This is a genomic window from Tenebrionibacter intestinalis, from assembly GCF_016632365.1.
Taxonomy (GTDB): domain Bacteria; phylum Pseudomonadota; class Gammaproteobacteria; order Enterobacterales; family Enterobacteriaceae; genus Tenebrionibacter; species Tenebrionibacter intestinalis.
Window position 1 is genome coordinate 1 of sequence record NZ_JAEPBH010000051.1, and the last position, 22,781, is coordinate 22,781.

Sequence of the window (22,781 nt, forward strand, 5' to 3'; positions counted from 1 at the left end):
ATACGTGATATCACCCACCCATTTCTGATTCGGGCCGCTGGCGTAAAAGTCCTGCTTCAGCAGATTCTCTGAGACTGGCAGACCATGTTCGCGGTAACTGACCGGACTGAACTTTCGTGAAGCTTTCGCCCGCAGCCCCTGACGACGCAGGCTGGCTGCCACGGTTTTCACGTTGAACCGGTAACCCTGAGCACGAAGCTCATCCGTCAGGCGTGGCGCACCATAGCGTTGTTTTGCGTCACTGAATGCTTCCCGGACGACGTTATCACAGACAAGGCGGAACTGCTGACGCCGGTTTATATGATAACGACGCTGATGCCAGACGTACCAGCCGCTACGGGCAACCTGAAGTACACGACACATGGCCTTGATACTGAACTCAGCCTGATGTTTTTCGATGAAGACATACTTCATTTCAGGCGCTTCGCGAAGTATGTCGCGGCCTTCTGGAGAATGGCCAGTTCCTCATCCCGTTCTGCCAGTTGACGCTTCAGACGGGCGATCTCAGCGGACATCTCCTGTTCGCGTACAGAAGAAGAGAGCTGATTTTGCTGTTTGATTCGCCAGTTGTAGAGCTGTGATTCATACAGGCTAAGTTCGCGGGCGGCAGCGGCCACCCCAATGCGTTCAGCCAGTTTCAGGGCTTCCTGACGAAATTCAGGCGAGTGCTGCTTGCGTGGCTTTTTGGTGGTTGACGCTGGTTTTGTCATGTGAGTCACCTCTGGTTGAGAGTTTACTCACTTAGTCGCGTGTCCACTATTACTGGGTAAGATCAATGAACCGTACCGGGTTTCCTGGAGACTAAACTCTCAGTGAAAGGAGGTCTGTGGCCGTCGTTTTCGCACGTTCAATGTCGTTGATGACTTTAACCGTGAGGCATTGTCGATTGAAATCGATCTGAATCTGCCAGCCCCACGAGTGGTCCGGGTGCTCGACAGGATCGCGGCAAACCGTGGCTATCCTGCCATGCTTCGCATGGATAACGGACCGGAATTTATCTCGCTGGCACTGGCTGATTGGGCAGAGAAACATGCAGTAAAACTGGCGTTTATCCAGCCGGGTAAGCCAACGCAGAACGCTTTCATTGAGCGTTTTAACCGGACATACCGTACAGAAATACTCGATTTTTATCTGTTCAGAACGCTGAATGAGGTGCGGGAAATCACGGATAAATGGTTATCAGAATATAATTGTGAACGCCCGCATGAATCGCTGAACAATATGACACCGGAGGAATATCGCCAACAACATTATCTGGCCGGGATCTCAAAAAATGCATGGAGCTAAAACGGGTCTGTTTACAGTACGCTTACAAGCGTAGCCGCAGGGGGGCGGTTAGGTTAACGGCCTGATAAGCGCGTCAGATAACAGCGCGTTACCGATCCGCTACCGCCTGGCGGTGAGACAAATGAGGCGGGAAAATAATGAAAGCGCGGCCTGTAACATTGCGCAGGAGATAAAAGAAGAGGTTTCCGGTTATTTTACAGGGGCTGCGAAGCCCCCTTTCCCGCCGCGGCGGATTACACCGGCATACTCATGACTTCCTGGTATGCGCTGACCAGTTTATTACGCACCTGCACCCCAAGATTCAGCGCCAGGGACGATTTCTGCATGTCCACCATCACATCGTTCAGGCTGACGTCCGGCGCGCCGAGCATAAACTTTTCCGTCTGCATTGACGCATGGTTACGTACTTCATTCAGGCTTTTTACGCTGTTCATTAGCAAGTCTGAAAAATTAACCTCGGTTTTATTCTGTAACGCATCGCCACGGCTAAAGGCCGGCGGCTGGATACCGCCTGACGCCTGCGCAGCCAGCGCCTGCATATTCTCAATAACACTATTTATTGCCGCAACGGCCATATTCTCACCTTAAAACAATGTGTCCGATTTGTGCGCAGGTTGCGCAATATTTAGCCGTCATGAAATGAGGCCAGTCTCAGAGGTACGCACCATAACACAGCGGACGTTCATCAAAGCCGGTAAAAGCAGGCAAAAACGTAGGCTTATCCGTCCATCAATCCCGGCCGGAATCGCGAATAATATGTGCCCCGAAGTCAGACGGTAATGTGTGACCCTGAGCATCGGGCGAACCCGTGTGCAACACATTATTGCAAGCAGCTTCATTAAGAATATCAGGCAGGAATATGGCATGAGTGGCCAGTCAAACGGCATCAACACGAATAAAACTGCAGGCTTTATGGCCCAACTGGAACGTTTTCGTGCGAATCCCAGACTTCTTTTACTCGTTTCCATAGCCGCAGCGGTCGCTATCGTTATCGCTGCGCTGCTGTGGGCCAGGTCGCCAGACTACCGCGTGCTGTACAGCAACATCAGCGATCAGGACGGCGGCGCTGTCATCGCGCAGCTTGAGCAAATGAACATTCCGCACCGCTTTAGCAGCGGCAGCGGCGCGATTATGGTTCCGGCGGATAAAGTACACGACGCGCGCCTGAAGCTGGCCCAACAAGGGCTGCCGAAGGGCGGCGCCGTCGGTTTTGAGCTGCTGGATAAAGAAAAATTCGGCATCAGCCAGTTCAGCGAGCAGGTGAATTACCAGCGCGCGCTTGAAGGCGAGCTGGCGCGAACGATGGAAACGCTTGGCCCGGTGCGCAACGCGCGCGTTCATCTGGCTATTCCTAAACCCTCTTTATTTGTGCGTGAGCAGAAACAACCCACGGCTTCCGTCACCCTGAATTTGCATCCGGGCCGTACGCTGGACAACGGCCAGGTGAGCGCTATTGCCTATATGGTTTCCAGCGCGGTGCCAGGCTTGCCGGTGGGTAATGTGACCGTTGTGGATCAGAACGGCCGGCTGCTAACGCAGTCCGGCGGTGATGAGCAATCGCTTAACGCATCGCAGTTGAAATATGTCGCGGAAGTAGAGGCGGATTATCAGCAGCGTATACAGTCAATTCTTGCCCCGATGCTGGGCAGCCAGAATGTACACGCGCAGGTTACCGCACAAATCGACTTCTCTACGCACGAGCAGACCGCAGAGCAGTATCAGCCGAACAATAGTCCGGAAAAAATGGTGCTTCGCAGCCGTCAGACCAGCCAGAGTCAGCAGGCGGGCATGGGGTCTGTGGGCGGCGTGCCGGGCGCGCTAAGCAACCAGCCCGCGCCGCCGCCGAGCGCGCCGATTGAAACGCCGCCTGCTCAGGGGCAGGCTAATAACAACGCCGCCAATAATAACGCCGCAGCGAATAATACGACCAACCGAACCACGACCGCGCAGAGCGGGCCTTACAGTAACCGCAGCGATGAAACCGCCAACTATGAAGTTGACCGCACGCTGACCCATACCAAACGCGGCAAAGGCGCTATTGAACGCCTGTCCGTAGCGGTAGTGGTTAACTACCAGAAAAATGAAGAAGGTAAACCGGTTGCGTTGAGCGAAGCGCAGATGGCGCAGATAAACCAGCTAGTGCGCGGCGCTATGGGATATTCAGAGAGCCGCGGCGACAACCTGAGCGTGGTGAATTCACTGTTTACTGAAAACAACACGTTCAGCGCCGAACTGCCGTTCTGGAAACAGGATAAGTTCTTCGACCAGATGATGTCCGTTGCGCGCTATCTGGTGGTATTGCTGATTATTTTCCTGCTGTGGCGCATGGGTATCCGCCCGCAGTTGGAAAAGCAGCGCGAGCTGACGCGTATGCGCATTGAAGCAGAAAAAGAAGCGCAGAAGGCGAAGCCGGAAACGCCGCGCCAGAACAGCCGTGCCGAGTTGGAAGAAAGCGCCCGTGCGCAGCTACGCACTGAAACCGAAATCCACAGCCAGAACATTCGTAACATGGCCGATCAGGAGCCGCAGGTGATTGCGCTGGTGATTCGCCAATGGATGACTAAAGAGCAGGGCAAGTAATGAATGCTATCGAAAAAAGCGCCATCCTGATGATGACGCTGGGCGAAGTTCGCGCGGCCGAGGTGTTCAAACACCTGAACAACCATGAGGTCACGCAGATCAGTACCGCAATGGTGCATCTGACCAGTTTTACTCATGAGCAACTGGCGTCGGTGTTGCGTGAATTTCACAAAGATGCCGCTGAGTTTGCCGCGCTGAGCGTTAATACCAGCGAATACGTGCGCAGCGTGCTGGTTAAGGCGCTTGGCGAAGAGCGCGCCTCCAGCCTGCTGGAAGATTTGCTGGATTCGCAGAGCGGCACCAACGGTATTGAAACCCTGAACTTCATGGAACCGCAGACGGTTTATGATCTGATTCGCGACGAGCACCCGCAGATAATCGCCACGATACTGGTTCACCTCAAGCGTGGCCAGGCGGCGGACGTGTTGGCGAAGTTTGATGACCGCGAGCGTAACGACATTATGCTGCGTATCGCGACCTTTGGCGGCGTGCAGCCGGCGGCGTTGCAGGAGCTGACCGAAGTGCTCAACAACCTGCTCGACGGACAGAATCTTAAGCGCAGCAAAATGGGCGGTATACGTCCGGCGGCGGAGATTCTGAACCTGATGAAATCGCAGCAGGAAGAAGCGGCTATCGAAGCGGTGCGCGAATACGACGGCGAGCTGGCGCAGAAAATCATCGACGAAATGTTCCTGTTCGAAAACCTGGTGGAGGTAGAAGACCGCAGCATCCAGCGCATCCTGCAGGAAGTGGAAAACGAATCGCTTATCGTTGCGCTCAAGGGCGCCGAGCAGGGGCTGCGCGACAAATTCTTCCGCAATATGTCGCGTCGCCAGGCCGAGATACTCAGCGAAGACCTCAATTCGCGCGGCCCGGTACGTATGTCTCAGGTGGAAACCGAGCAGAAAAATATTCTTATGGTCGTGCGTCGTCTGGCCGAGACCGGCGAGATTGTAATCAGCGGCAGCGAGGACGAATATGTCTGACGCGCAACACAAAGGGAGCTGGCGTCGCTGGATGCCGGATGACCTCAACGACCCCTTTAACGCTCCGCTGGAGGAGATGCCAGCCGACACCGCGGGCGGCGACGAACGCAGCGCGGAAGACGTTAAAGCGGAGCTTCAGCGTCTGCGCCACCACGCGCAACAGCAGGGCTACGCTGAAGGGTTGAAAAAAGGTGAAGAAGAAGGCCGTATGCAGGGGTACGCCAGCGGCCTTGAAGAAGGCAAAAAGGCGGGCGTTGAACAGGGTCTGGCGCTGGCGAAAGCCGAGCAGCAGGCTATAACCGAACGTTTTAACGCGCTGTTGAAGGATTTTAACGCCACGCTGGAAGGCCTGGACGAGGTTATCCCGGCGCGCCTGGTGCAGATGGCGCTCACGGCGGCGCGTCAGGTCATTGGCCAGGCGCCCGTGGCCGACGCCAGCGCGCTGGTAGACCAGGTGCGCAGACTGCTCCATGAGGAGACGCTGTTTAACCGCCAGCCGCAGTTGTGGGTCAGCCCGGAGGATTACCCGCTATTGCAGGAACAGTTGGGCAGTACGCTGGAGCATCACGGATGGCAGCTTTATTCCGACGGTAAAATTCTGCGCGGCGGCTGCCGTATTTCTTCCGTTGACGGCGAGCTGGACGCGACCCTGGATACCCGTTGGGAAACGCTGTGCAGCCTTGCGCAAACGGAGAGCCGGGTATGACCGCGCGGCTTGACCGCTGGCTAAGTTCGCTAAGCCAGTGCGAAAAACAGATGAAACGCCTCGTGCCTTACCGCCAGTACGGCAGACTCACCCGCGCCACCGGTCTGGTGATGGAGGCGACCGGCCTGCAGCTACCGATTGGCACTACCTGCATTATTGAACGTAATAACGGCGTGAGCATTGACCGGGTAGAAAGCGAAGTGGTGGGCTTTAACGGCCAGCAGCTTTTCCTGATGCCGCTTGAAGAGGTAGACGGCATTCTACCCGGCGCGCGCGTTTATGCGCCGGGCATGGTAAACGGCCTGCCGCCGGGCAAACAGCTTCCCCTTGGCCCGGCGCTGCTGGGCCGCGTGCTTGACGCCAGCGCGCGTCCGCTCGACGGCAAACCCGCGCCGGACACCGGCTATCGCGCGCCGCTTATCACGCCGCCGTTTAACCCGCTCCAGCGTGTGCCTATCCATAACGTGCTGGATACCGGCGTGCGCGCCATTAACGGTATGTTGACCATTGGTAAAGGCCAGCGCGTCGGCCTGTTTGCAGGATCCGGCGTGGGGAAAAGCGTGCTGCTTGGCATGATGGCGCGCTACACCCAGGCGGACGTCATCGTCGTGGGGTTGATTGGCGAGCGCGGGCGCGAAGTAAAAGATTTTATTGAAAATATTCTCGGTGACGAAGGCCGCAAGCGGTCTGTGGTGATTGCCGCTCCGGCGGACGTGTCGCCACTGCTACGTATGCAGGGCGCGGCCTACGCTACGCGTATTGCGGAAGACTTTCGCGATCGCGGTAAAGACGTGCTGCTAATAATGGATTCGCTTACCCGCTATGCGATGGCGCAGCGTGAAATCGCGCTGGCGATTGGCGAACCGCCGGCCACCAAAGGGTATCCGCCTTCAGTCTTTGCCAAACTCCCCGCGCTGGTGGAGCGTGCCGGCAACGGCACCCAGGATGGCGGCTCGATCACGGCGTTCTACACCGTATTGACGGAAGGCGACGATCAGCAGGATCCGATCGCCGACTCGGCGCGTGCGATCCTGGACGGCCACGTGGTGTTGTCGCGTCGCCTTGCCGAATCGGGCCACTATCCGGCTATTGATATTGAAGCTTCCATCAGCCGCGCAATGACTGAGCTAATCACGCCCGATCACTACAAAAAAGTAAAAACATTTAAGCAACTGCTCTCCAGCTATCAGCGCAACCGCGACCTGATAAGCGTAGGCGCCTATGCCGCCGGTAGCGATCCGCAGCTCGATCGGGCTATCAAACTGTATCCCCAGTTGGAAGCCTGGCTACAGCAGGATATTTATGAACGCAGTGGCTACGAGGAGTCGCGCGAAGGGTTGTTTGCGCTATTCCCCGATTCACCTTCTCAATAATTTCAGGAGTGACGTATGGCAACGGCTTCACCTATGGACACCCTCAGGGAAATTGCAGAAGAGGCTTTGCAGGATGCGACCACACAGTTGGGAAAAATGCGCCAGGCCTGCGCGCAGGCGGAAGCACAGCTTAACCAGCTTATTAATTATGAACTGGAGTATCGCCAGCAGTTGCACCAGAACATGACGTCGCAAGGGATGGCCGCCACCAACTGGATGAACTATCAGCAGTTTATGACATCGCTTGATCGCACGCTTGAAAACCACCGCCAGCACGTTTCGCAGTGCCAGCAACGCGTGAATCTGGCGCTGACCAACTGGCAGGAGAAAAAGCAGCGTCTCAACGCGTTTGAGACGCTCAGAGACCGGGCATTGGCAAAACAGCTTCATAAAGAAAACAAGCTGGACCAGAAAATGATGGATGAATATGCGCAACGCGCCAGCATGAGGAAAGAGACACGATGATCCCCAACATTCTGTTCACTGCCGGCGCGGGGAAAGTTGCCGCGACATCGCCTGACGCCGCGGCGGCGGACGCCGAACCGGGCTTTGCCGGGTTGCTGGACGCCCATCTGGGCGGCGAGGCGTCAGCGGCGGGCGCTATAACCCAGACGACGCTCTCGGCCAAAGAGCTGGCGCAGCATATTCGTGAAATACTTGAAAGCGGCAAAATGCCGGATGGGCTGGCGCTGGAAAGCGGCCAGGCGCAGCAACTGCAACAGTGGCTGGCGCAGTTGACGTCCGGCGGGCCGCAGAGCGCGGAGAAAGGCGACGCTCTGCTGGCGAAAGCGGCGACGCGTGAAGCGGCGGCTGCCGCTGACGGCGGCCTGCTGCTAAAAGGCATGCAGAACGGCCAGAGCGACGGCGCAAACGCTGTATCGCCGTCGGTCGCCGCCGGTCAGGCGCCGACCTCCGGCACGGCGATCCCCGCGCTGGTGACTTCGCCGCTGGATACCGAAAAACGCCGTCACGGCAACGAACAGATAGCGCAGCCGGAAACGGCCGCGCTACAGGCGAAAGCGGTCCGCAGCGGCGCGGCCGATAACGCGGGCGCGTCGGCGCTGGCGCAGGATACGACGGCAATACAGACCCACGCCAACGCTACGCATGAAGCTTCGCCGCTTAATGCAGCGCTGCTGCGTCTGGCGCCGGAAGGCAATGTGGTGACACACGCAAACGCGCTGGCAACGGCCAGCGCCAACGCCGCGCCGGTGCTTAGCCAGCCGGTAGGCACCGCAGCCTGGCAGCAGGCGCTGAGCCAGCAGGTGACTATGTTTACCCGCAACGGCATCCACAATGCTGAGCTGCGCCTGCATCCCCAGGAGCTTGGAGCGCTACAGCTAAATATTCGCATGAGCCAGGAGCAGGCCCAACTGCATATTGTGTCTGAAAACCACTACGTGCGCGCCGCGCTGGAAGCGGCGATGCCGCAGCTTCGCACCGCGCTGGCCGAGGCGGGCATTGCGCTGAATCAAAGCAGCGTCAGCGCCGACAATGCCGCCCCCTGGCAGCAGGCAGGGCAGGAGCAAAACGGTGGCGGACAGGGCGGCGGCCAGCACGGCGGCAATGAAGGATTTGCGCAGGAAGAGGGGGACAATACGGCCGCTGAAATCCGCAGTATCGCGCGTCCGGGCGGCGTGGATACCTTCGCCTGATCCCGTTTTAAAGGCCGAGGTGGCGCTATTTTGCAGTGTTATTCGAACCATTGCTTCAAAAATTTGCTGCGATAATGTGCGCCATATTACAGCGCCGTGTGTGACATTTTTGCCACGGCGCTGGCAAGAAAGTTGTAAAAGGACCAGGAAAACCCATGCCAAAGAAAAATTCAGCGGGTGCGAAAAAGAAAGTACCGTTTGGCGCTATTTTGCTCGCATTGATTGCCGTTGGCGCCTGCGCCATTGCCGGTTATACCTGGTACGAGCTCAAACACGTTAAGACACAAATTGCCGGCGGGGAAGAAGTGAAACCGGAAGTGGTTAACCAGCCTCCGGTTTATATGCCGCTGGAAACGTTTACCGTCAGCCTGAAGCCGACGGACGAAGACGCCGATCGCGTGCTGTATATTGGCCTGACGCTGCGCCTGAAGGATGAAGAATCCCGCAAGCTGCTCGCAGAGTTTCTGCCGGAAATTCGTAGCCGCCTGTTGGTGCTGCTGTCGCAGCAAACGGCTGACAACCTGGCGACTGACGCAGGTAAAACGTCGCTGGTAGGGCAGATTAAAGAAGTGCTTAATAAGCCTATCGACAACCGGTCAGCGGCAGTGGCTGACGTGCTGTACAACGCCTTTATCCTGCGGTAAACCACATGTCTGACAGCATCTTATCCCAGGCCGAAATTGACCGCCTGCTCAACGGCGGCAGCGGTGCAGAAAGTGAGCCGACAGCGGAGAATTCAGCGCTGTCGGATGATAATGTCACGCCTTACGATCCGAATACGCAGCGTCGCGTGGTTCGCGAGCGGCTTCATTCGCTGGAGATAATTAACGAGCGCTTTGCCCGCCAGTTCCGTATAGGCTTGTTCAATTTGCTGCGTCGCAGCCCGGACGTCACCGTCGGAAATATTAAGATCCAGCCGTATCACGAGTTTGCGCGCAATTTGCCGGTGCCGACCAACCTGAATCTGGTGCACCTTAATCCGCTGCGCGGAACGTCGCTGTTTGTGTTTTCGCCAAACCTGGTGTTTATCGCCGTGGATAACCTGTTTGGCGGTGACGGACGCTTCCCGACCAAGGTGGAGGGGCGTGAATTTACGCCGACCGAGCAGCGCATTATTAAGCGCATCCTGAATATGGCGCTCGATGCTTACAGCGAAGCGTGGAGCACCATTTATAAGCTTGATGTTGAGTATGTGCGCGCTGAGATTCAGGTGAAATTCACGAACATCACCACGTCGCCGAACGATATCGTGGTGACAACGCCGTTTTATGTGGAAATTGGCGCACAAAGCGGCGAATTCGATATTTGTATTCCCTTTAGCATGATCGAGCCGCTAAGGGAACTGCTGACCAACCCGCCGCTGGAAAATTCACGCCAGGAAGATGAAAAATGGCGCGACGTGCTGGCCTCACAGGTGAAAGATTCGGAGGTGGAACTGGTGGCGAACTTCGCCCATGTCCCAACGCGCCTGTCAAAAGTACTGAAGCTTCAAAAAGGCGACATTATCCCCATTGACGCTCCGGAAAAAACCGAGGTGACGGTGGACAATGTGCCGGTGTTGACCGGTAAGTACGGCAGTCTGAATGGCCAGTACGCTCTGAAGGTTGAGCGTCTGTTTAACTCCGCATTACAGTCTCTGAACGACGAGGAATTACCCCATGAATGATACCCAACAGCCGTCCAGCCCGGAAAAGGAATCTGTGGACGATCTTTGGGGCGAGGCGATGAGCGAACAGCTCAACGCTGAAAGTAGCACCGTTTTCCAGGCCCTGGATAAAGAAAACCCGCAAGCCAATTTGTCTGCCGACCTCGACCTGATTCTGGATATTCCCGTCAAAATGACGGTGGAGTTAGGGCGGACCAAAATGACAATTAAAGAGCTGCTGCGCCTGAGTCAGGGTTCGGTGGTGTCGCTGGACGGCCTTGCCGGCGAACCGCTGGATATTTTGATCAACGGCTACCTTATCGCCCAGGGCGAAGTTGTGGTGGTGTCCGATAAATTCGGCATTCGTATTACCGATATCATCACGCCGTCAGAGCGTATGCGTCGTTTGAGCCGCTAATGAAAACAGGCGTTACAGTTTCGACCGCCGCGCAGGGGGCGTCGCCCGTCGCCACGCCGGGGTCGATTATGATGAATGTGGGCGGGGCGTTGGTTTTTATCCTGCTGTTTATTCTGGCGATAGCCTGGCTGGTGCGCCGGTTTAATCTGACGTCGCTAAAGCATCCCGGCAGCCGTTTGCTGAGCGTTAAAAGCCAGTGTTCGCTGGGGCAAAAGGCGCAGGTCGCTGTAGTGGAAATTGAGGGCAAGTGGCTGGTGTTGGGCGTGACCGCCGAGCAGGTAACGCACCTGCACACGCTGGATGCGCCTGTACAGGAGGTTGAGACCGCAACAGGGAAACCCGCCGTAGATTTTCAGGCGGCGCTGGCGTCGCTGTTAAAGAAAGGTCGTAAACCGGAGTCACCGCAATGAGTGTTAACCTGGGGTCTGTGGCCCGCCGTCTGCCCTGGCCCATGCTGCTGGCGCTGACGATTGCGCTGCTGCTGCCCGTCCACGGCGCGTTTGCCGCACAGACGGGAATGATTATCAGCAAACCGCTGCCCGGCGGCGGAGAAAGCTGGTCGCTGCCGGTACAGACGCTGGTGCTGCTGACGTCCTTGACGTTTCTGCCCGCAATCCTGCTGATGATGACCGGTTTTACCCGCATTATTATTGTGCTGGGCCTGTTGCGTAATGCGCTGGGCACGCCGTCGTCGCCGCCTAATCAGGTGCTGCTTGGGCTGGCGTTGTTTTTGACGTTTTTCGTCATGTCGCCGGTGTTTGATAAGGTTTATCAGGACGCCTATCTGCCGCTGTCTGAAGACAAAATTAGTATGGAAACGGCGCTGGATCGCGCGGCCAGTCCGCTGCGCGAGTTTATGCTTCACCAGACGCGCGAAACCGATCTTGCGCTTTATTCGCGCCTGGCGAAAGAAGAGGCGTTCCAGGGGCCGGATGAAGTGCCAATGCGTATACTGCTGCCTGCGTTTGTCACCAGTGAGCTGAAAACCGCCTTCCAGATTGGTTTTACCATTTTTATCCCATTTCTGATTATCGATCTGGTGATTGCCAGCGTACTGATGGCGCTGGGGATGATGATGGTGCCGCCTGCCAATATTGCGTTGCCCTTCAAGCTTATGCTGTTTGTGTTGGTGGATGGCTGGCAACTGCTGGCAGGTTCGCTGGCCCAAAGCTTTTTTAGTTAACGAGGAATATCCATGACTCCTGAAAGCGTCATGGCGCTTGGCTACCAGGCCCTGCGCATTGGCTTATCAATGGCCGCGCCTATGCTGATTGCCGCGCTGGTAAGCGGGCTGGTGATAAGCATTCTTCAGGCTTCGACCCAGATTAACGAAATGACGCTGTCGTTCATTCCCAAAATCCTGGCCGTAACCCTGACGGTTGTGTGCGCGGGGCCGACGCTGCTCAACATGTACCTGGACTATATGCGTTCGCTGTTCGACAGCCTGCCTTATATCATTGGTTGATATGTATCACCTTGATATTTCTCAGGTAGGTATGGTAATGAGCCAGTATTTCTGGCCCAGTATGCGTGTGCTGGCGCTGTTTACCACCGCGCCTATCATCAGCGAGAAACAGATAAGTAAGCGCGTGAAGATTGGTCTGGCGCTGCTGATTTCCTTTCTGATTGCCCCTACGCTGCCGCCTGTGCAAATTGATATTGTCACCGTGACCGGCCTGTGGGTTGGGCTTCAGCAGCTTGTGGTTGGGGCTGCTATCGGCATCACGATGCAGCTAATTTTTGCTGCGGTGCGCATGGCGGGGGAAATAATCGGCCTGCAAATGGGGCTGTCATTCGCTACTTTCTTCGACCCGTCAGGCGGCCCGAACATGCCGGTAGTGGCGCGTTTGATGAACGTGCTTATGATTCTGCTGTTTCTCGCCTTTAACGGCCATCTGTGGATGATTTCTATTCTGGCAGACAGCTTCGCCGTTATCCCCATTAATCCGCAGCCGTTAAACGGCCAGGGCTTTATGGCAATAGTAAAAACCGGCGGTATTATCTTCTCGCATGGCCTGATGCTGGGGTTGCCTATCATTACGCTGCTGTTAACGCTGAATATTACGCTCGGCCTGCTCAACCGCCTGACGCCGCAACTTTCTATTTTTGTCGTGGGTTTCCCGCTGACGCTTACCATAGGCATGGTAGCGATGTCGCTGATGATGTATACGCTGGCGCCGTTTGCTGAATACCTGATAAGCGATGTCTTCGAGCGCCTGACGCAGATTATGGGCGGCATTGGGTAAGGCGCTGGAGATAATCCCTGAATCCCCGCTGTAAGTGCGTGCTTACTTACAAAATTATCCCCGATAACGCCGGTATGATGTACCCTTTTATCGGCGCGCTCTTTTTAAACGCATAAAGGCTGCCGTTATACGCCGCGACAGCCCGGCGGCGTTGTAAAAATGGCACGGCTTCGCCTGTGTATCAGGGGGGGCTTAATCCCCTTCCTGCCTCGCTTTTTCTACCCGTACACCCGGTTGGTTTTTTTGCATTAATCCCGATTAACCTATTTTTGTTAAAATAATCATCCATATATATCCTTAAATTAAAAATATAAACTTGGCATGCTCTTAATTTTTGGGTGTTTCTTTATATGAGGACTAATCTTAACTTCAGCGATTCCGCGCTGATGTGTTTCAGCCCGGCGCGCGTTAATTTTCCGTGGTAAGGGAGAACAAAATGGTCACTCAAGATACGTATCCAAAAAGTCATTATGAAGAAGTGCACGTTGTAGGAAACCGATTTCCCGGAAGGCGTATTTCGTGGAGCGCGGTCTTCGCCGGGGTGATTATCTCCATCGTCATCTACGCGCTGCTTGAGCTGCTGGGCGTGGCAGTGGGCGCCAGCACTGTTGATCCGCTGAAAGAACAGAACCCGGTTGATGGCCTGGGCATGGGCGCTGCTATCTGGACTTGCATCAGTATGATGATTTCGGCGGCGGCCGGGGGATATTTAACCGGGCGTCTGTCGCCGCGTGAAGGCGCGCTGCATGGGCTGCTGATGTTTGGCGTGAATACCATTATCTTCCTGATGTTGATGACCATGCTGGCAAACAGCGTGGTAAGCGGCACCATGAATGTGGTCGGCGCCGGGCTACGTACCGTAGGCGCCAGCGTTGGCGCTGTGATGCCGCATGCGACGCAGGCGGTGAAGGAGCAGATGGATGAAAACGGTATTAATCTGGATGATTTGAAAAATGAGCTGACCACCACGCTGCGCCAGACCGGCAAGCCGGAACTGCAACCGGAGCGGCTTGAGCAGCGTGCTGAAAATGAGGTGGATAATGCGCAGCAGCAGGCGGCTGCGGCGGGCGATCGTTCGCAGACGGCGGACCAGGACATTACCGGGTTTATCAATGGCCTGATTAGCCGTAACCAGGATACTTTCCAGGCCGCCGATCGCGAGGCCCTGAAAAATATCATCAAGGCCCGTACCGGTCAGACGGACGCGCAAGCTGAACAGACGGTTAATGACGCAGAGAAAACCTATCAGGCGGCGCGTGAGAAGTATAACGAATTGAAAAAACAGGCCGAACAGACAGCTCGTGAGGCCGGCGAAAAAGCCGCCGCCGCTACGGCGAAAATGGCGTGGTTTAGCTTCTTCTTACTGATTATCGAAGCCATACTGGCGACGGTCATGGGGAAAGTGGGACGTCGTTCTCAGCCGCTGCCGGCTGTGACGATGGAGCGTACCGATCGCCTGTAAACTAACCGGCTAATTTTGTTCGATAACAGGGGGCTTTTGCTGCTTGGCCCCCCGCAGTCTCAGTGGCCGGTCAGCATTCGCTGACCGGCTCAGTTTGTTGACAAAGAAGGAAAAAACGGGGTTTTTCCTACTTTGTGGTAAGCAGGCGAAAATCAATACATTGATTTTCCTTATTTTTTTGTATTTCATCCATCCTGCCTGCGACAGGATGGGGTTTGTCAGCAGTCTCGGCCGGTCAGCATACGCTGACCGGCTCAGATTGTTGACAAAGAAGGAAAAAACGGGGTTTTTCCTTCTTTGTGGTAAGCAGGCGAAAATCAATGCTTTGATTTTACTTATTTTTTTATTGTATTTCATCTATCCTGCCTGCGACAGGATGGGGTTTGTCAGCAGTCTCGGCCGGTCAGCATACGCTGACCGGCTCAGATTGTTGACAAAGAAGGAAAAAACGGGGTTTTTCCTTCTTTGTGGTAAGCAGGCGAAAATCAATACTTTGATTTTCCTTATTTTTTTGTATTTCACCCATCCTGCCTGCGACAGGATGGGGTTTGTCAGCAGTCTCGGCCGGTCAGCATACGCTGACCGGCTTTTTTTATCCTCAGGCTTCAGAATGTAATAACTTTCGCCCGGTTAGCGGTAGTTTACCGTCAGATGCTGTCTCACGACATTAACCGGCGGGCGTAGCTGTCCGCGCGCATTAACAGCGTAAATGAAACGAAAGCCGTCGTCGGGCTTCATGGCGGCGGGCAACGCGCGCTGGCCTGCCAGCGCGTCGAGCGCCACGCACCGCGCCTGGGTGCAAAGCTTAATTTGCAGCCCCGGCGGCGGCGGGTTCAGTAGCGTAATGCGCCAGCTAATACGGGTGATGCTGGCGCTGGCTGGAATGGGGCCGTTTGGCGTGAGCAGGGGGCCGGACATTGTCTGGCTGCCGACGTTGAGTAAAATCCCGCCGCTTTCGCGGCTCCAGGCGCCGCTGGCGGCCTGGGCCAGCAGCGGCAGGCTAAACAGCAGCACGGTAAGTAGGCGGGTCATCACTGCTGGCCTCCGACGATAGCGCTCATGCGAATGGGACGATGGTTGGCGATTTCCATATTGGACATAACCACCAGTTGCGGCAAAGCGCGACGCAGAAAACGGGACAGCATCAGGCGCAATACGTGGTTGACCAGCAGCACCGGCGGCGCGCCCATCGCTTCCTGGCGCTGCAACGCGCGCTCGGTCTGGATCATCAGGTTTTCTGCGATACCCGGTTCCAGCCCGCTGCCGCTCTGCGATGCCTGCATCAGGATGCGTTCAAGTCCGACATCAAGGCCGATTACCTGCATTTCGCCGGAGCCGGGGAACCACTGATGCGTGATCGCACGGCCCAGCTTCACGCGCACCAGCGCGGTCAGTTCATCCGGATCGGTCTGGCCCGGCGCATGTTCGGCCAGCGCTTCGATAATAGAGCGCATGTCGCGAATGGATACACGTTCGCTAAGCAGATTTTGCAGCACTTTATGCAGCACGGTGAGACTGATCGACCCCGGAATCAGATCTTCGGTCAGTTTCGGCATGTCTTTAGTGATGCGATCCAGAAGCTGCTGGGTTTCCTGGCGGCCAAACAGATCGCTGGCGTTCATGGCAATCAGATGGTTGAGGTGCGTCGCCATAACGGTACTGGCGTCAACAACGGTGTAGCCCTGTACCTGCGCCTGCTCGCGCAGCACTTCATCAATCCATACCGCTTCCAGGCCGAAGGCCGGCTCCTGGCACGGTTGTCCGTTGAGCTCGCCGACCGCGTTGCCAGGGTTGATAGCCATCCAGCGTTCAGGCTGCGTTTCGCCGCTGCCGATTTCCACGCCCTTCATCAGGATACGGTAGTGCGTCGGCGGCAGATCGAGGTTATCGCGAATGTGTACCACCGGCGGCAGGAAGCCCATATCCTGCGCGAATTTTTTACGGATGCCGCGAATTCGGCCCAGCAGCTCGCCGCTCTGTGCGCCATCCACCATCGGAATCAGGCGATAGCCGACTTCCAGACCAAGCATGTCTTCAAACTGCACATCCTGCCAGGTGGCCTCGGCAGCCTGTAGCGACTCTTTCCTGACGGGATCGCCGTCAATGCCGCCTGCGGCGGAGCCAGGCGTTTTACCGCCCTGGGCATTTTCGCCGCGCATATACCAGGCCAGGGCCAGCAGCCCAAGCGTGAACAGCAGAAAGACAAAATTCGGCATACCCGGAATCAAGCCCAGCAGGCCGAGGACGGCTGCGGCCAGCACCATAACTTTCGGGTTTTTGAACAGTTGAGAGAACATCTGTTCGCCCACGTCCTGTTCGTTGGCTACGCGGGTGACGATAACCCCGGCTGCGGTGGAGATAATCAGCGCCGGGATCTGGGCGACCAGACCGTCGCCGACAGCCAGCAGAACATAGGCCTGGCCCGCTTCGCCAAACGCCATACCGTGGCTAAGCATCCCGACCAGCAGGCCGCCTATCATTTCAATGACCAGTATGAGTATCCCGGCGATGGCGTCGCCGCGAACGAATTTACTCGCACCATCCATAGAGCCATAAAAATCGGACTCCTGGGTAACTTCGCAACGGCGGCGCTTTGCCTCTTCTTCGCCGATGAGGCCCGCGTTAAGGTCGGCATCGATCGCCATCTGTTTGCCGGGCATGCCGTCGAGGGTGAAGCGCGCGCCCACTTCTGCGATACGGCCCGCGCCTTTGGTGATAACCATAAAGTTAATAACCACAAGGATAGCGAACACCACGATACCGATAGCGAAGTTGCCGCCCACGAGGAAGTGACCGAAGGCTTCGACCACGTGGCCTGCCGCATCTGATCCGGTATGCCCTTCCATCAATACAATACGCGTGGAGGCGACGTTCAGCGCCAGCCTGAGCAGGGTTGAGAACAGCAATATGGTTGGGAAGGCGGCAAAATCCAGCGTTCGCTGGGTAAACATCGCCACCATCAGAATCATCAGTGAAAGGACGATATTAAAAGTGAAGAACAGATCCAGCATGAAGGCCGGCAGCGGCAGTACCATCATTGCCAGAATCAGCATGATAAGTATCGGCCCGGCCAGTACTTGCCACTGGGTTTCTTTAAAGTTGGGTAAGCGTAGCTTTGTGGCGAGATTTGCCATCAGTGTTTACTCTCTCGTGCAAAGTCCAGTTCAGAAGGGACCGAAATATTCTTTGGTTTGCGCGGGATAAGCCCGCCTTCTTTACGCCAGCGGCGCAGGCCATACACCCAGGCCAGCACCTCGGCGACCGCGCTGTAGAGCGCCGCCGGAATGGGCTGGCCGATTTCGCTATGTTTGTAGAGCGCGCGCGCCAGCGGCGGCGCTTCAAGCATTGGTATCCTGTGTTCGTTACCCAGTTCGCGGATGCGCAACGCTATCGCGCCTGCGCCTTTCGCCAGCACTTTCGGCGCAGCCATCGCCCCTTCTTCATAGCGCAGAGCGACGGAGTAGTGCGTTGGGTTGTTCACAATAACGTCGGCTTTGGGGACGTCGCTCATCATGCGGCGTTGAGCGGCAGCGCGCTGTTGCTGCCTGATGCGCCCTTTGATGTGCGGATCGCCTTCCTGCTGCTTGAATTCGTCACGAATTTCCTGGCGCGTCATCCGCAGTTTTTTGAGATTGCTGGTTATCTGATAGAACACGTCGTAACCCACCATAGGAATAAGGCTCAGAATTATCAGCAGCATGCACTGAGCAATCAGCGACAGCGCATCGCCGATAGCGGCCAGAGGCGGCTGTTGCAGCAGGCGCAGCATGTTGGCCCAGTTGCCCCACAAATAAAGCCCGCAGGTGGCGGCAACCAGTGTGACCTTCAAAACCGCTTTCAGCATTTCTGATATAAACTGCTTAGAAAACATGCGCTTGATGCCAGGTAGCGGATTCATGCGCGAGAAGTTCGGCTTGAATGATTTGCCGCTAAAGTGCAGGCCGCCGAGCAGCACCGGCGAGCCGATCGCCACCAGCACCAGCCCCATCATCAGCGGCACCAGCGTGGAGACCGCGTTGAGAAACAGGCGGCCCATCTGATTTAGCATCAGCTTCGGATTGTGGATAAGGCCGTGGTTAAAGTTCAGCCCATCCTGCATCAGCAAACACAGATCGTGACCCATCGCGCGGCCTGTCGTCCACAACAGCGCCCAGCCCGCCACCAGCATCAGCAATGAGGTCAGCTCTTTGGAACGGGGAATTTGCCCCTCTTTTCGCGCTTTTTCTCGTCGTGTGGGTGTGGGGTCTTCTGTTTTTTCCTGGTCGCTTTCTTCAGACACGGTGGCTCGTCAGTGCTGGTGGTTAAATCGGGATTTTTCAGACTGAACAGGATGCCAAATTTTGCGCAAATCCATGCGGCGATAAAACGTCGCTTTTAGGCGCTTTTTCACTGATAGCGGCTATTGACCCGCGAAAAAGAGAAGAAAATGGAAAGCCAGCGCGGCGCGAACGTTAAAAACCGGGCGGCTGGCGAGTGGAGACAATGAAGCGTCGTTTAAAAACCGAGGCTATCGAGTAAGTCATCTACCTGATCCTGACTGGCGACAACGCCAGCGCGCGAGCTATCAATCTGCGGGCCATTCATCAGGCCGTTATTTTTGGGCTGCGGCTCAGTGCGCGCGGATTCCGGGATATTTTCCAGCAGAACCTGAATAAGCTCTTTTTCAATCTCCTGAATCATGTCCATCATGCGCTTGATGACCTGGCCTGTGAGATCCTGAAAATCCTGCGCCATCATGATTTCCATCAGATGTGCGTTGGTTTTGTCAGCAATATCCGGCGTTTCTTTGAGAAAACCGCGGGTGTCCCGCACCAGTTCGCGCGCCTGGGCAAGTTCAACCGGATTTTCAAACCAGGCGTCCCAGCGGCGGGTGAGATCCCCCGCCGTAGCGTGCAGGCGATCCTGCAATGGGCGCGCCGCGTCCACGCAATTTAGCACGGTATCCGCTGCCTGTGAGGTTTTACTTACCACGTAGCTCAGGCGTTCACGGGTATCAGGAATCGCTTCTGCCGCCTGAATGATGGTCTGGTCAAGGCCGAGTTCTTTCAGGCTGTCGCGTAGCAGCCGCGTCAGGCTGCCGATGCGTGAGATGATATCGTTAAGATTACCGGCCGCCTGGGCCGTGGCTATTGCATTCATGGAGCGTTACCATCCTAATTTCTCGAAGATTTTGCCCAGCTTTTCCTCAAGCGTGGCTGCGGTGAAGGGTTTTACTACGTAACCGCTGGCGCCGGCCTGCGCCGCAGCGATGATGTTTTCTTTTTTCGCTTCGGCGGTAACCATGAGTACCGGCATCTGGGCCATCGCCGGATCTTTACGGATTTCAGACAGCAGTTGTAACCCGTCCATGTTCGGCATGTTCCAGTCGCTGACCACGAAGTCGAATTTAGATTCGCGTAATTTATTAAGCGCGTCCTGGCCGTCTTCGGCTTCTTCTACGTTGTTAAAGCCCAGATCTTTAAGCAGATTGCGCACGATGCGGCGCATGGTGGCGAAATCGTCAACGACCAGGAAGCGCAGGTTTTTATCAGCCATGTTTCTGTATACCTCTGTAAAAATTAACAGTTCAGCGGCGCCAGGCGCCATAAGTTAAATACGTTGCGCCTGCCCGACGACGCTGTTCAACATTTTCTGGCTAATATTGTCCAGATCGATAATGTCGCAGGCCGCGCCTGCGGCAATAGCTTCACGCGGCATGCCGAAGACCACGCAGCTTCTCTCGCTTTGCGCCAGTGTGCGGGCGCCGGCGTTGCGCATGGCCAGCAGGCCTGCGGCGCCGTCATTGCCCATACCCGTCAGTATGACGCCCACGGCGTTACTTCCGGCGGCGCGCGCAACGGAATGAAAGAGAATATCTACCGACGGACGATGGCGGTTAACCGGCGGTGCGTCATTAAGGCGGATATGGTAGTTCGCCCCGCTACGCGCCAGTTCCATGTGAATATCTCCCGGCGCGATATAAGCATGGCCCGGCATGACGCGCTCGCCGTCTTGTGCCTCTTTCACCGAGATTTGGCACAGTTTGTCCAGGCGCTCGGCAAAGGAGCGGGTAAAACCCGGCGGCATGTGCTGGGTAATGACCAGCGCCGGACTGGTGGGCGGCAGCGGCGTCAGCACCTGGCGTATCGCTTCAGTGCCGCCGGTCGAGGCGCCGATAGCGATGATTTTTTCACTGCCGACCAGCGGCGTTGTGGCCAGGCGTTTTGGCGCGGCAGCGGGGACGTGTCGTGAAACGCGCGCTCGCGAGGCGGCGCGAATTTTATCGGCGATGGCATCGCTGTAGTGCAGCATACCTTCACGCAGACCGATCTGCGGCTTGGTGACGAAATCCACCGCGCCTAATTCCAGCGCGTTAAGGGTGATTTCCGAGCCTTTGCTGGTGAGCGAAGAGACCATGACGACCGGCATGGGGCGCAGACGCATCAGGCGTTCCAGGAAATCGAGACCATCCATGCGCGGCATTTCTACGTCCAGCGTCAGGACATCCGGATTGTATTGTTTGATCAAATCCCGGGCGATGAGCGGATCGGGCGCGGTCGCTATCATTTCCATATCGGCATGGCTGTTGACGATTTCTGTCATCAGTTGACGAATCAGCGCCGAGTCATCAACGCACAAAACCTGTATCTTTTTCATCATTTATCCTTAGTCAATCCGTATACGGACTGGCCCTGCAGATAGAATTCGCTGCTAAGCTGGCTGACGTGCTCGGAGTGGCCGGCAAACAGAACGCCGCCTTCTTTCAGCATGCCCGCAAAGCGACGCAGAATTTTTCCCTGAGTTTCTTTATCGAAATAGATCATGACGTTACGGCAGAAAATGGCGTCAAACGGGCCGGGTACGTTCCAGTTGGCGTCCAGAAGATTAAGCGCCTGATACTGAATGGAAGAGAGCAGCTCCGGGCGTACCCGCACTTTGCCTTCCTGGTTGCCGGTACCGCGCAGGAAGTATTTCTTTTTCTGTACTTCCGTTAGCTTGGCGATATCCAGTTGGCGATAAATACCGCGTGAGGCGGTTTCCAGCACTTCAGTATCGATGTCGGTCGCCCATATCCGGGGGCCGCCGACGCTGCGACCCAGCACTTCGTCAAGCGTAATAGCGATAGAGCAGGGTTCTTCGCCGGTAGATGCGGCGGTGCTCCACACGGTGTAGTTTCCTTTACGGGCGCGGGCGTGCTCGGCCAGTATCGGGAAATGGTAAGACTCGCGGTAAAATGCGGTCAGGTTAGTCGTCAGGGCGTTGATAAATGATTGCCATTCTTCGCTGTGGCTATGACTTTCCAGCAGCGCCAGATACTGCGAAAAGTTGTCCAGATTCAACGCCCGCAGGCGGCGCGAAAGACGGTTGTAAACCATGTCTCGCTTGTTATCCGCCAATACGATACCGGCGCGCTGATAAATCAGGGCGCTAATTTTTTTGAACTCGTTCTCGGTGAGTGGAACACGAGCCATGAGTCGGTTGATGTTGTCACACAACTGAGTGCCGGTTGGATTATTCATGTACTGCTTCTCGTTTCATGAGCGTTCTTATTCCCTTTTGTTATCCGGCCAGCATGGTCTGATGTCGCGCGCCTGGCAGCGTTGGGATAACCTTATTCATTGTTATCGGCCGGAGGCGGAAATTCTTTAACCCGGCAGCGGAAGAATGCACAGAGCAAGCCATGAAATGAGGTGTTAAAAGCGCGGATAACGAAAACAGAAAAGGCGAACTGGAAACAATAACGTTACGTTATTACTCTTTTTAATGTTATAGCGATTGTGTCAGGGCGCCTCGTTACCGTGGAGGCGGTATTTGCCTGAGGAGAGAATAGCGAAGGCGGGGTATGCTGTTTTGGCCCGGGTAACCGTATATATATCGCTTTGTCTGAGGTAGCCTTATCGATTTCTGTACGGTTAGTTCAGGTAGTGGTTAAACGTTATTCATGATAACAACCTGGGGCGCGATTGGCTTAGTTAATACCATAAAACATATATATAAAATGCCTGTATTAATATTTTACGGAAATTTTTTATTTTTTCTTCACCTGGGGTAATTAATTTTTATTTATTAAAAGGTTATATGGCAATGGCTTGTGATGTTTGCTATTAACGTAAAGGGGGGTATCAGATACTATTATCGTTGTATACATACAGGTCGTAGAAGGGGCGGTTAATCAGGCAGAAAAAATGTGATCTGTATTATTAAATGCGGGTTATCAGAGATTAACAAAGGCGTCTGGACTATGTGGCCGCTTTAGTTTTCAGGAAGGCACAGCCTGTTACAGCAGGAAACAATACAGGCGCGCTGATGAAATTTTTCAACAGGGCGAGCGTATAACTGCCCGAAGCACGTGGCGCAACCGCGCTGATGGTGCACAAATCCGCTTTTCGTTGCTGAAAAAATTACTAGACTAGCCCCATAGATCACCAGACACTTCGCCTCTC

General features: G+C 55.6%; 23 protein-coding genes and 2 pseudogenes. 16 read left to right on the plus strand and 9 right to left on the minus strand.

Features of this window, described 5'->3' with window-relative positions:
* A pseudogene (locus tag JJB97_RS15590) lies at nucleotides 1–710 on the minus strand (IS3 family transposase); the annotation flags it as partial.
* A gap of 115 nt (nucleotides 711–825) precedes the next feature.
* On the opposite strand from JJB97_RS15590, the pseudogene JJB97_RS15595 reads away from it, so the two are divergent.
* Nucleotides 826–1,287: pseudogene (locus JJB97_RS15595) on the plus strand (transposase); the annotation flags it as partial.
* A 233-nt stretch (nucleotides 1,288–1,520) separates the two neighbouring features.
* On the opposite strand, the gene fliE reads toward JJB97_RS15595, so the two are convergent.
* Complete coding sequence (gene fliE, locus JJB97_RS15600) at nucleotides 1,521–1,862, minus strand: flagellar hook-basal body complex protein FliE (protein ID WP_238714949.1); 342 nt, start codon at nucleotides 1,860–1,862, stop codon at nucleotides 1,521–1,523.
* Between the two features lie 289 nt (nucleotides 1,863–2,151).
* Between fliE and fliF the strand changes: the two genes are divergently transcribed.
* From fliF to JJB97_RS15675, 15 genes are all read left to right on the plus strand, one after another.
* Nucleotides 2,152–3,867: a flagellar basal-body MS-ring/collar protein FliF gene (gene fliF, locus JJB97_RS15605; protein WP_399198666.1), complete on the plus strand. Its 1,716-nt coding sequence runs from the start codon at nucleotides 2,152–2,154 to the stop codon at nucleotides 3,865–3,867.
* On the plus strand, nucleotides 3,867–4,853 hold the full coding sequence (gene fliG, locus JJB97_RS15610; protein ID WP_238714951.1) for a flagellar motor switch protein FliG: 987 nt from the start codon (nucleotides 3,867–3,869) through the stop codon (nucleotides 4,851–4,853). The genes fliF and fliG overlap by 1 nt, the downstream gene beginning before the upstream one ends.
* The gene (locus JJB97_RS15615) at nucleotides 4,846–5,559 is read left to right on the plus strand and encodes a flagellar assembly protein FliH (protein ID WP_238714953.1); all 714 of its coding nucleotides are present in this window, start codon (nucleotides 4,846–4,848) and stop codon (nucleotides 5,557–5,559) included. The genes fliG and JJB97_RS15615 overlap by 8 nt, the downstream gene beginning before the upstream one ends.
* Complete coding sequence (gene fliI, locus JJB97_RS15620; RefSeq protein ID WP_238714955.1) at nucleotides 5,556–6,932, plus strand: flagellar protein export ATPase FliI; 1,377 nt, start codon at nucleotides 5,556–5,558, stop codon at nucleotides 6,930–6,932. Before JJB97_RS15615 ends, fliI begins: the two co-directional genes overlap by 4 nt.
* 15 nt (nucleotides 6,933–6,947) lie before the next feature.
* Nucleotides 6,948–7,397 carry a flagellar export protein FliJ gene (gene fliJ / locus JJB97_RS15625; RefSeq protein ID WP_238714957.1) on the plus strand — a complete coding sequence of 150 codons (450 nt, stop codon included), beginning with the start codon at nucleotides 6,948–6,950 and terminating at the stop codon, nucleotides 7,395–7,397.
* A complete protein-coding gene (locus tag JJB97_RS15630) occupies nucleotides 7,394–8,587 on the plus strand; it encodes a flagellar hook-length control protein FliK (protein ID WP_238714958.1) in 1,194 nt (397 codons plus the stop codon). The genes fliJ and JJB97_RS15630 overlap by 4 nt, the downstream gene beginning before the upstream one ends.
* Nucleotides 8,588–8,742: 155 nt before the next feature.
* Nucleotides 8,743–9,231 (plus strand): flagellar basal body-associated protein FliL, encoded by a 489-nt coding sequence (fliL, locus tag JJB97_RS15635; RefSeq protein ID WP_238714959.1) that lies wholly within the window; start codon nucleotides 8,743–8,745, stop codon nucleotides 9,229–9,231.
* Nucleotides 9,232–9,236: 5 nt separating this feature from the next.
* Entirely contained in the window at nucleotides 9,237–10,253 is a 1,017-nt protein-coding gene (gene fliM / locus JJB97_RS15640; protein WP_238714961.1) for a flagellar motor switch protein FliM, read from the plus strand.
* On the plus strand, nucleotides 10,246–10,650 hold the full coding sequence (gene fliN / locus JJB97_RS15645) for a flagellar motor switch protein FliN (protein ID WP_238714963.1): 405 nt from the start codon (nucleotides 10,246–10,248) through the stop codon (nucleotides 10,648–10,650). Before fliM ends, fliN begins: the two co-directional genes overlap by 8 nt.
* Entirely contained in the window at nucleotides 10,650–11,060 is a 411-nt protein-coding gene (gene fliO, locus JJB97_RS15650) for a flagellar biosynthetic protein FliO (RefSeq protein WP_238714965.1), read from the plus strand. The genes fliN and fliO overlap by 1 nt, the downstream gene beginning before the upstream one ends.
* A 41-nt stretch (nucleotides 11,061–11,101) precedes the next feature.
* Nucleotides 11,102–11,833, plus strand: coding sequence for a flagellar type III secretion system pore protein FliP (gene fliP / locus JJB97_RS15655; protein WP_399198673.1), 732 nt, complete (start codon nucleotides 11,102–11,104; stop codon nucleotides 11,831–11,833).
* Between the two features lie 12 nt (nucleotides 11,834–11,845).
* Nucleotides 11,846–12,115 (plus strand): flagellar biosynthesis protein FliQ, encoded by a 270-nt coding sequence (fliQ, locus tag JJB97_RS15660; RefSeq protein ID WP_238714970.1) that lies wholly within the window; start codon nucleotides 11,846–11,848, stop codon nucleotides 12,113–12,115.
* Between the two features lies 1 nt (nucleotide 12,116).
* The gene (gene fliR, locus JJB97_RS15665) at nucleotides 12,117–12,896 is read left to right on the plus strand and encodes a flagellar biosynthetic protein FliR (RefSeq protein ID WP_238714972.1); all 780 of its coding nucleotides are present in this window, start codon (nucleotides 12,117–12,119) and stop codon (nucleotides 12,894–12,896) included.
* Nucleotides 12,897–13,332: 436 nt separating this feature from the next.
* Nucleotides 13,333–14,358 carry a YrzE family protein gene (locus JJB97_RS15670; protein ID WP_238714974.1) on the plus strand — a complete coding sequence of 342 codons (1,026 nt, stop codon included), beginning with the start codon at nucleotides 13,333–13,335 and terminating at the stop codon, nucleotides 14,356–14,358.
* Nucleotides 14,359–14,455: 97 nt separating this feature from the next.
* The gene (locus JJB97_RS15675) at nucleotides 14,456–14,974 is read left to right on the plus strand and encodes a hypothetical protein (RefSeq protein WP_238714975.1); all 519 of its coding nucleotides are present in this window, start codon (nucleotides 14,456–14,458) and stop codon (nucleotides 14,972–14,974) included.
* Between the two features lie 14 nt (nucleotides 14,975–14,988).
* Here the strand turns inward: JJB97_RS15675 and JJB97_RS15680 are convergent, their stop codons facing one another.
* The 7 genes from JJB97_RS15680 to cheR all read right to left on the minus strand — a co-directional run bounded on the left by JJB97_RS15680 (nucleotide 14,989) and on the right by cheR (nucleotide 21,857).
* Nucleotides 14,989–15,390: a flagellar protein FlhE gene (locus tag JJB97_RS15680; protein WP_238714977.1), complete on the minus strand. Its 402-nt coding sequence runs from the start codon at nucleotides 15,388–15,390 to the stop codon at nucleotides 14,989–14,991.
* Nucleotides 15,390–17,492, minus strand: a complete 2,103-nt coding sequence (gene flhA / locus JJB97_RS15685; protein ID WP_238714979.1) for a flagellar biosynthesis protein FlhA — start codon at nucleotides 17,490–17,492, stop codon at nucleotides 15,390–15,392. The genes JJB97_RS15680 and flhA overlap by 1 nt, the downstream gene beginning before the upstream one ends.
* A complete protein-coding gene (gene flhB / locus JJB97_RS15690; RefSeq protein WP_238714981.1) occupies nucleotides 17,492–18,637 on the minus strand; it encodes a flagellar biosynthesis protein FlhB in 1,146 nt (381 codons plus the stop codon). Before flhB ends, flhA begins: the two co-directional genes overlap by 1 nt.
* 215 nt (nucleotides 18,638–18,852) lie before the next feature.
* Nucleotides 18,853–19,497 carry a protein phosphatase CheZ gene (gene cheZ / locus JJB97_RS15695; protein ID WP_238714983.1) on the minus strand — a complete coding sequence of 215 codons (645 nt, stop codon included), beginning with the start codon at nucleotides 19,495–19,497 and terminating at the stop codon, nucleotides 18,853–18,855.
* A 6-nt stretch (nucleotides 19,498–19,503) separates the two neighbouring features.
* Nucleotides 19,504–19,893 carry a chemotaxis response regulator CheY gene (gene cheY, locus JJB97_RS15700; RefSeq protein WP_238714984.1) on the minus strand — a complete coding sequence of 130 codons (390 nt, stop codon included), beginning with the start codon at nucleotides 19,891–19,893 and terminating at the stop codon, nucleotides 19,504–19,506.
* A 54-nt stretch (nucleotides 19,894–19,947) separates the two neighbouring features.
* Nucleotides 19,948–20,994 carry a protein-glutamate methylesterase/protein-glutamine glutaminase gene (locus JJB97_RS15705; RefSeq protein WP_238714989.1) on the minus strand — a complete coding sequence of 349 codons (1,047 nt, stop codon included), beginning with the start codon at nucleotides 20,992–20,994 and terminating at the stop codon, nucleotides 19,948–19,950.
* Nucleotides 20,994–21,857 carry a protein-glutamate O-methyltransferase CheR gene (cheR, locus tag JJB97_RS15710; RefSeq protein WP_238714985.1) on the minus strand — a complete coding sequence of 288 codons (864 nt, stop codon included), beginning with the start codon at nucleotides 21,855–21,857 and terminating at the stop codon, nucleotides 20,994–20,996. The genes JJB97_RS15705 and cheR overlap by 1 nt, the downstream gene beginning before the upstream one ends.
* Nucleotides 21,858–22,781 lie beyond the last annotated feature (924 nt).

Bases quoted from the DNA above. Each gene is read 5' to 3' on its own strand.
- fliE (WP_238714949.1), bottom strand. From the start codon at position 1,862: ATGGCCGTTGCGGCAATAAATAGTGTTATTGAGAATATGCAGGCGCTG.
- fliF (WP_399198666.1), top strand. From the start codon at position 2,152: ATGAGTGGCCAGTCAAACGGCATCAACACGAATAAAACTGCAGGCTTT.
- fliG (WP_238714951.1), top strand. From the start codon at position 3,867: ATGAATGCTATCGAAAAAAGCGCCATCCTGATGATGACGCTGGGCGAA.
- JJB97_RS15615 (WP_238714953.1), top strand. From the start codon at position 4,846: ATGTCTGACGCGCAACACAAAGGGAGCTGGCGTCGCTGGATGCCGGAT.
- fliI (WP_238714955.1), top strand. From the start codon at position 5,556: ATGACCGCGCGGCTTGACCGCTGGCTAAGTTCGCTAAGCCAGTGCGAA.
- fliJ (WP_238714957.1), top strand. From the start codon at position 6,948: ATGGCAACGGCTTCACCTATGGACACCCTCAGGGAAATTGCAGAAGAG.
- JJB97_RS15630 (WP_238714958.1), top strand. From the start codon at position 7,394: ATGATCCCCAACATTCTGTTCACTGCCGGCGCGGGGAAAGTTGCCGCG.
- fliL (WP_238714959.1), top strand. From the start codon at position 8,743: ATGCCAAAGAAAAATTCAGCGGGTGCGAAAAAGAAAGTACCGTTTGGC.
- fliM (WP_238714961.1), top strand. From the start codon at position 9,237: ATGTCTGACAGCATCTTATCCCAGGCCGAAATTGACCGCCTGCTCAAC.
- fliN (WP_238714963.1), top strand. From the start codon at position 10,246: ATGAATGATACCCAACAGCCGTCCAGCCCGGAAAAGGAATCTGTGGAC.
- fliO (WP_238714965.1), top strand. From the start codon at position 10,650: ATGAAAACAGGCGTTACAGTTTCGACCGCCGCGCAGGGGGCGTCGCCC.
- fliP (WP_399198673.1), top strand. From the start codon at position 11,102: ATGCTGCTGGCGCTGACGATTGCGCTGCTGCTGCCCGTCCACGGCGCG.
- fliQ (WP_238714970.1), top strand. From the start codon at position 11,846: ATGACTCCTGAAAGCGTCATGGCGCTTGGCTACCAGGCCCTGCGCATT.
- fliR (WP_238714972.1), top strand. From the start codon at position 12,117: ATGTATCACCTTGATATTTCTCAGGTAGGTATGGTAATGAGCCAGTAT.
- JJB97_RS15670 (WP_238714974.1), top strand. From the start codon at position 13,333: ATGGTCACTCAAGATACGTATCCAAAAAGTCATTATGAAGAAGTGCAC.
- JJB97_RS15680 (WP_238714977.1), bottom strand. From the start codon at position 15,390: ATGACCCGCCTACTTACCGTGCTGCTGTTTAGCCTGCCGCTGCTGGCC.
- flhA (WP_238714979.1), bottom strand. From the start codon at position 17,492: ATGGCAAATCTCGCCACAAAGCTACGCTTACCCAACTTTAAAGAAACC.
- cheZ (WP_238714983.1), bottom strand. From the start codon at position 19,497: ATGAATGCAATAGCCACGGCCCAGGCGGCCGGTAATCTTAACGATATC.
- cheY (WP_238714984.1), bottom strand. From the start codon at position 19,893: ATGGCTGATAAAAACCTGCGCTTCCTGGTCGTTGACGATTTCGCCACC.
- JJB97_RS15705 (WP_238714989.1), bottom strand. From the start codon at position 20,994: ATGAAAAAGATACAGGTTTTGTGCGTTGATGACTCGGCGCTGATTCGT.
- cheR (WP_238714985.1), bottom strand. From the start codon at position 21,857: ATGAATAATCCAACCGGCACTCAGTTGTGTGACAACATCAACCGACTC.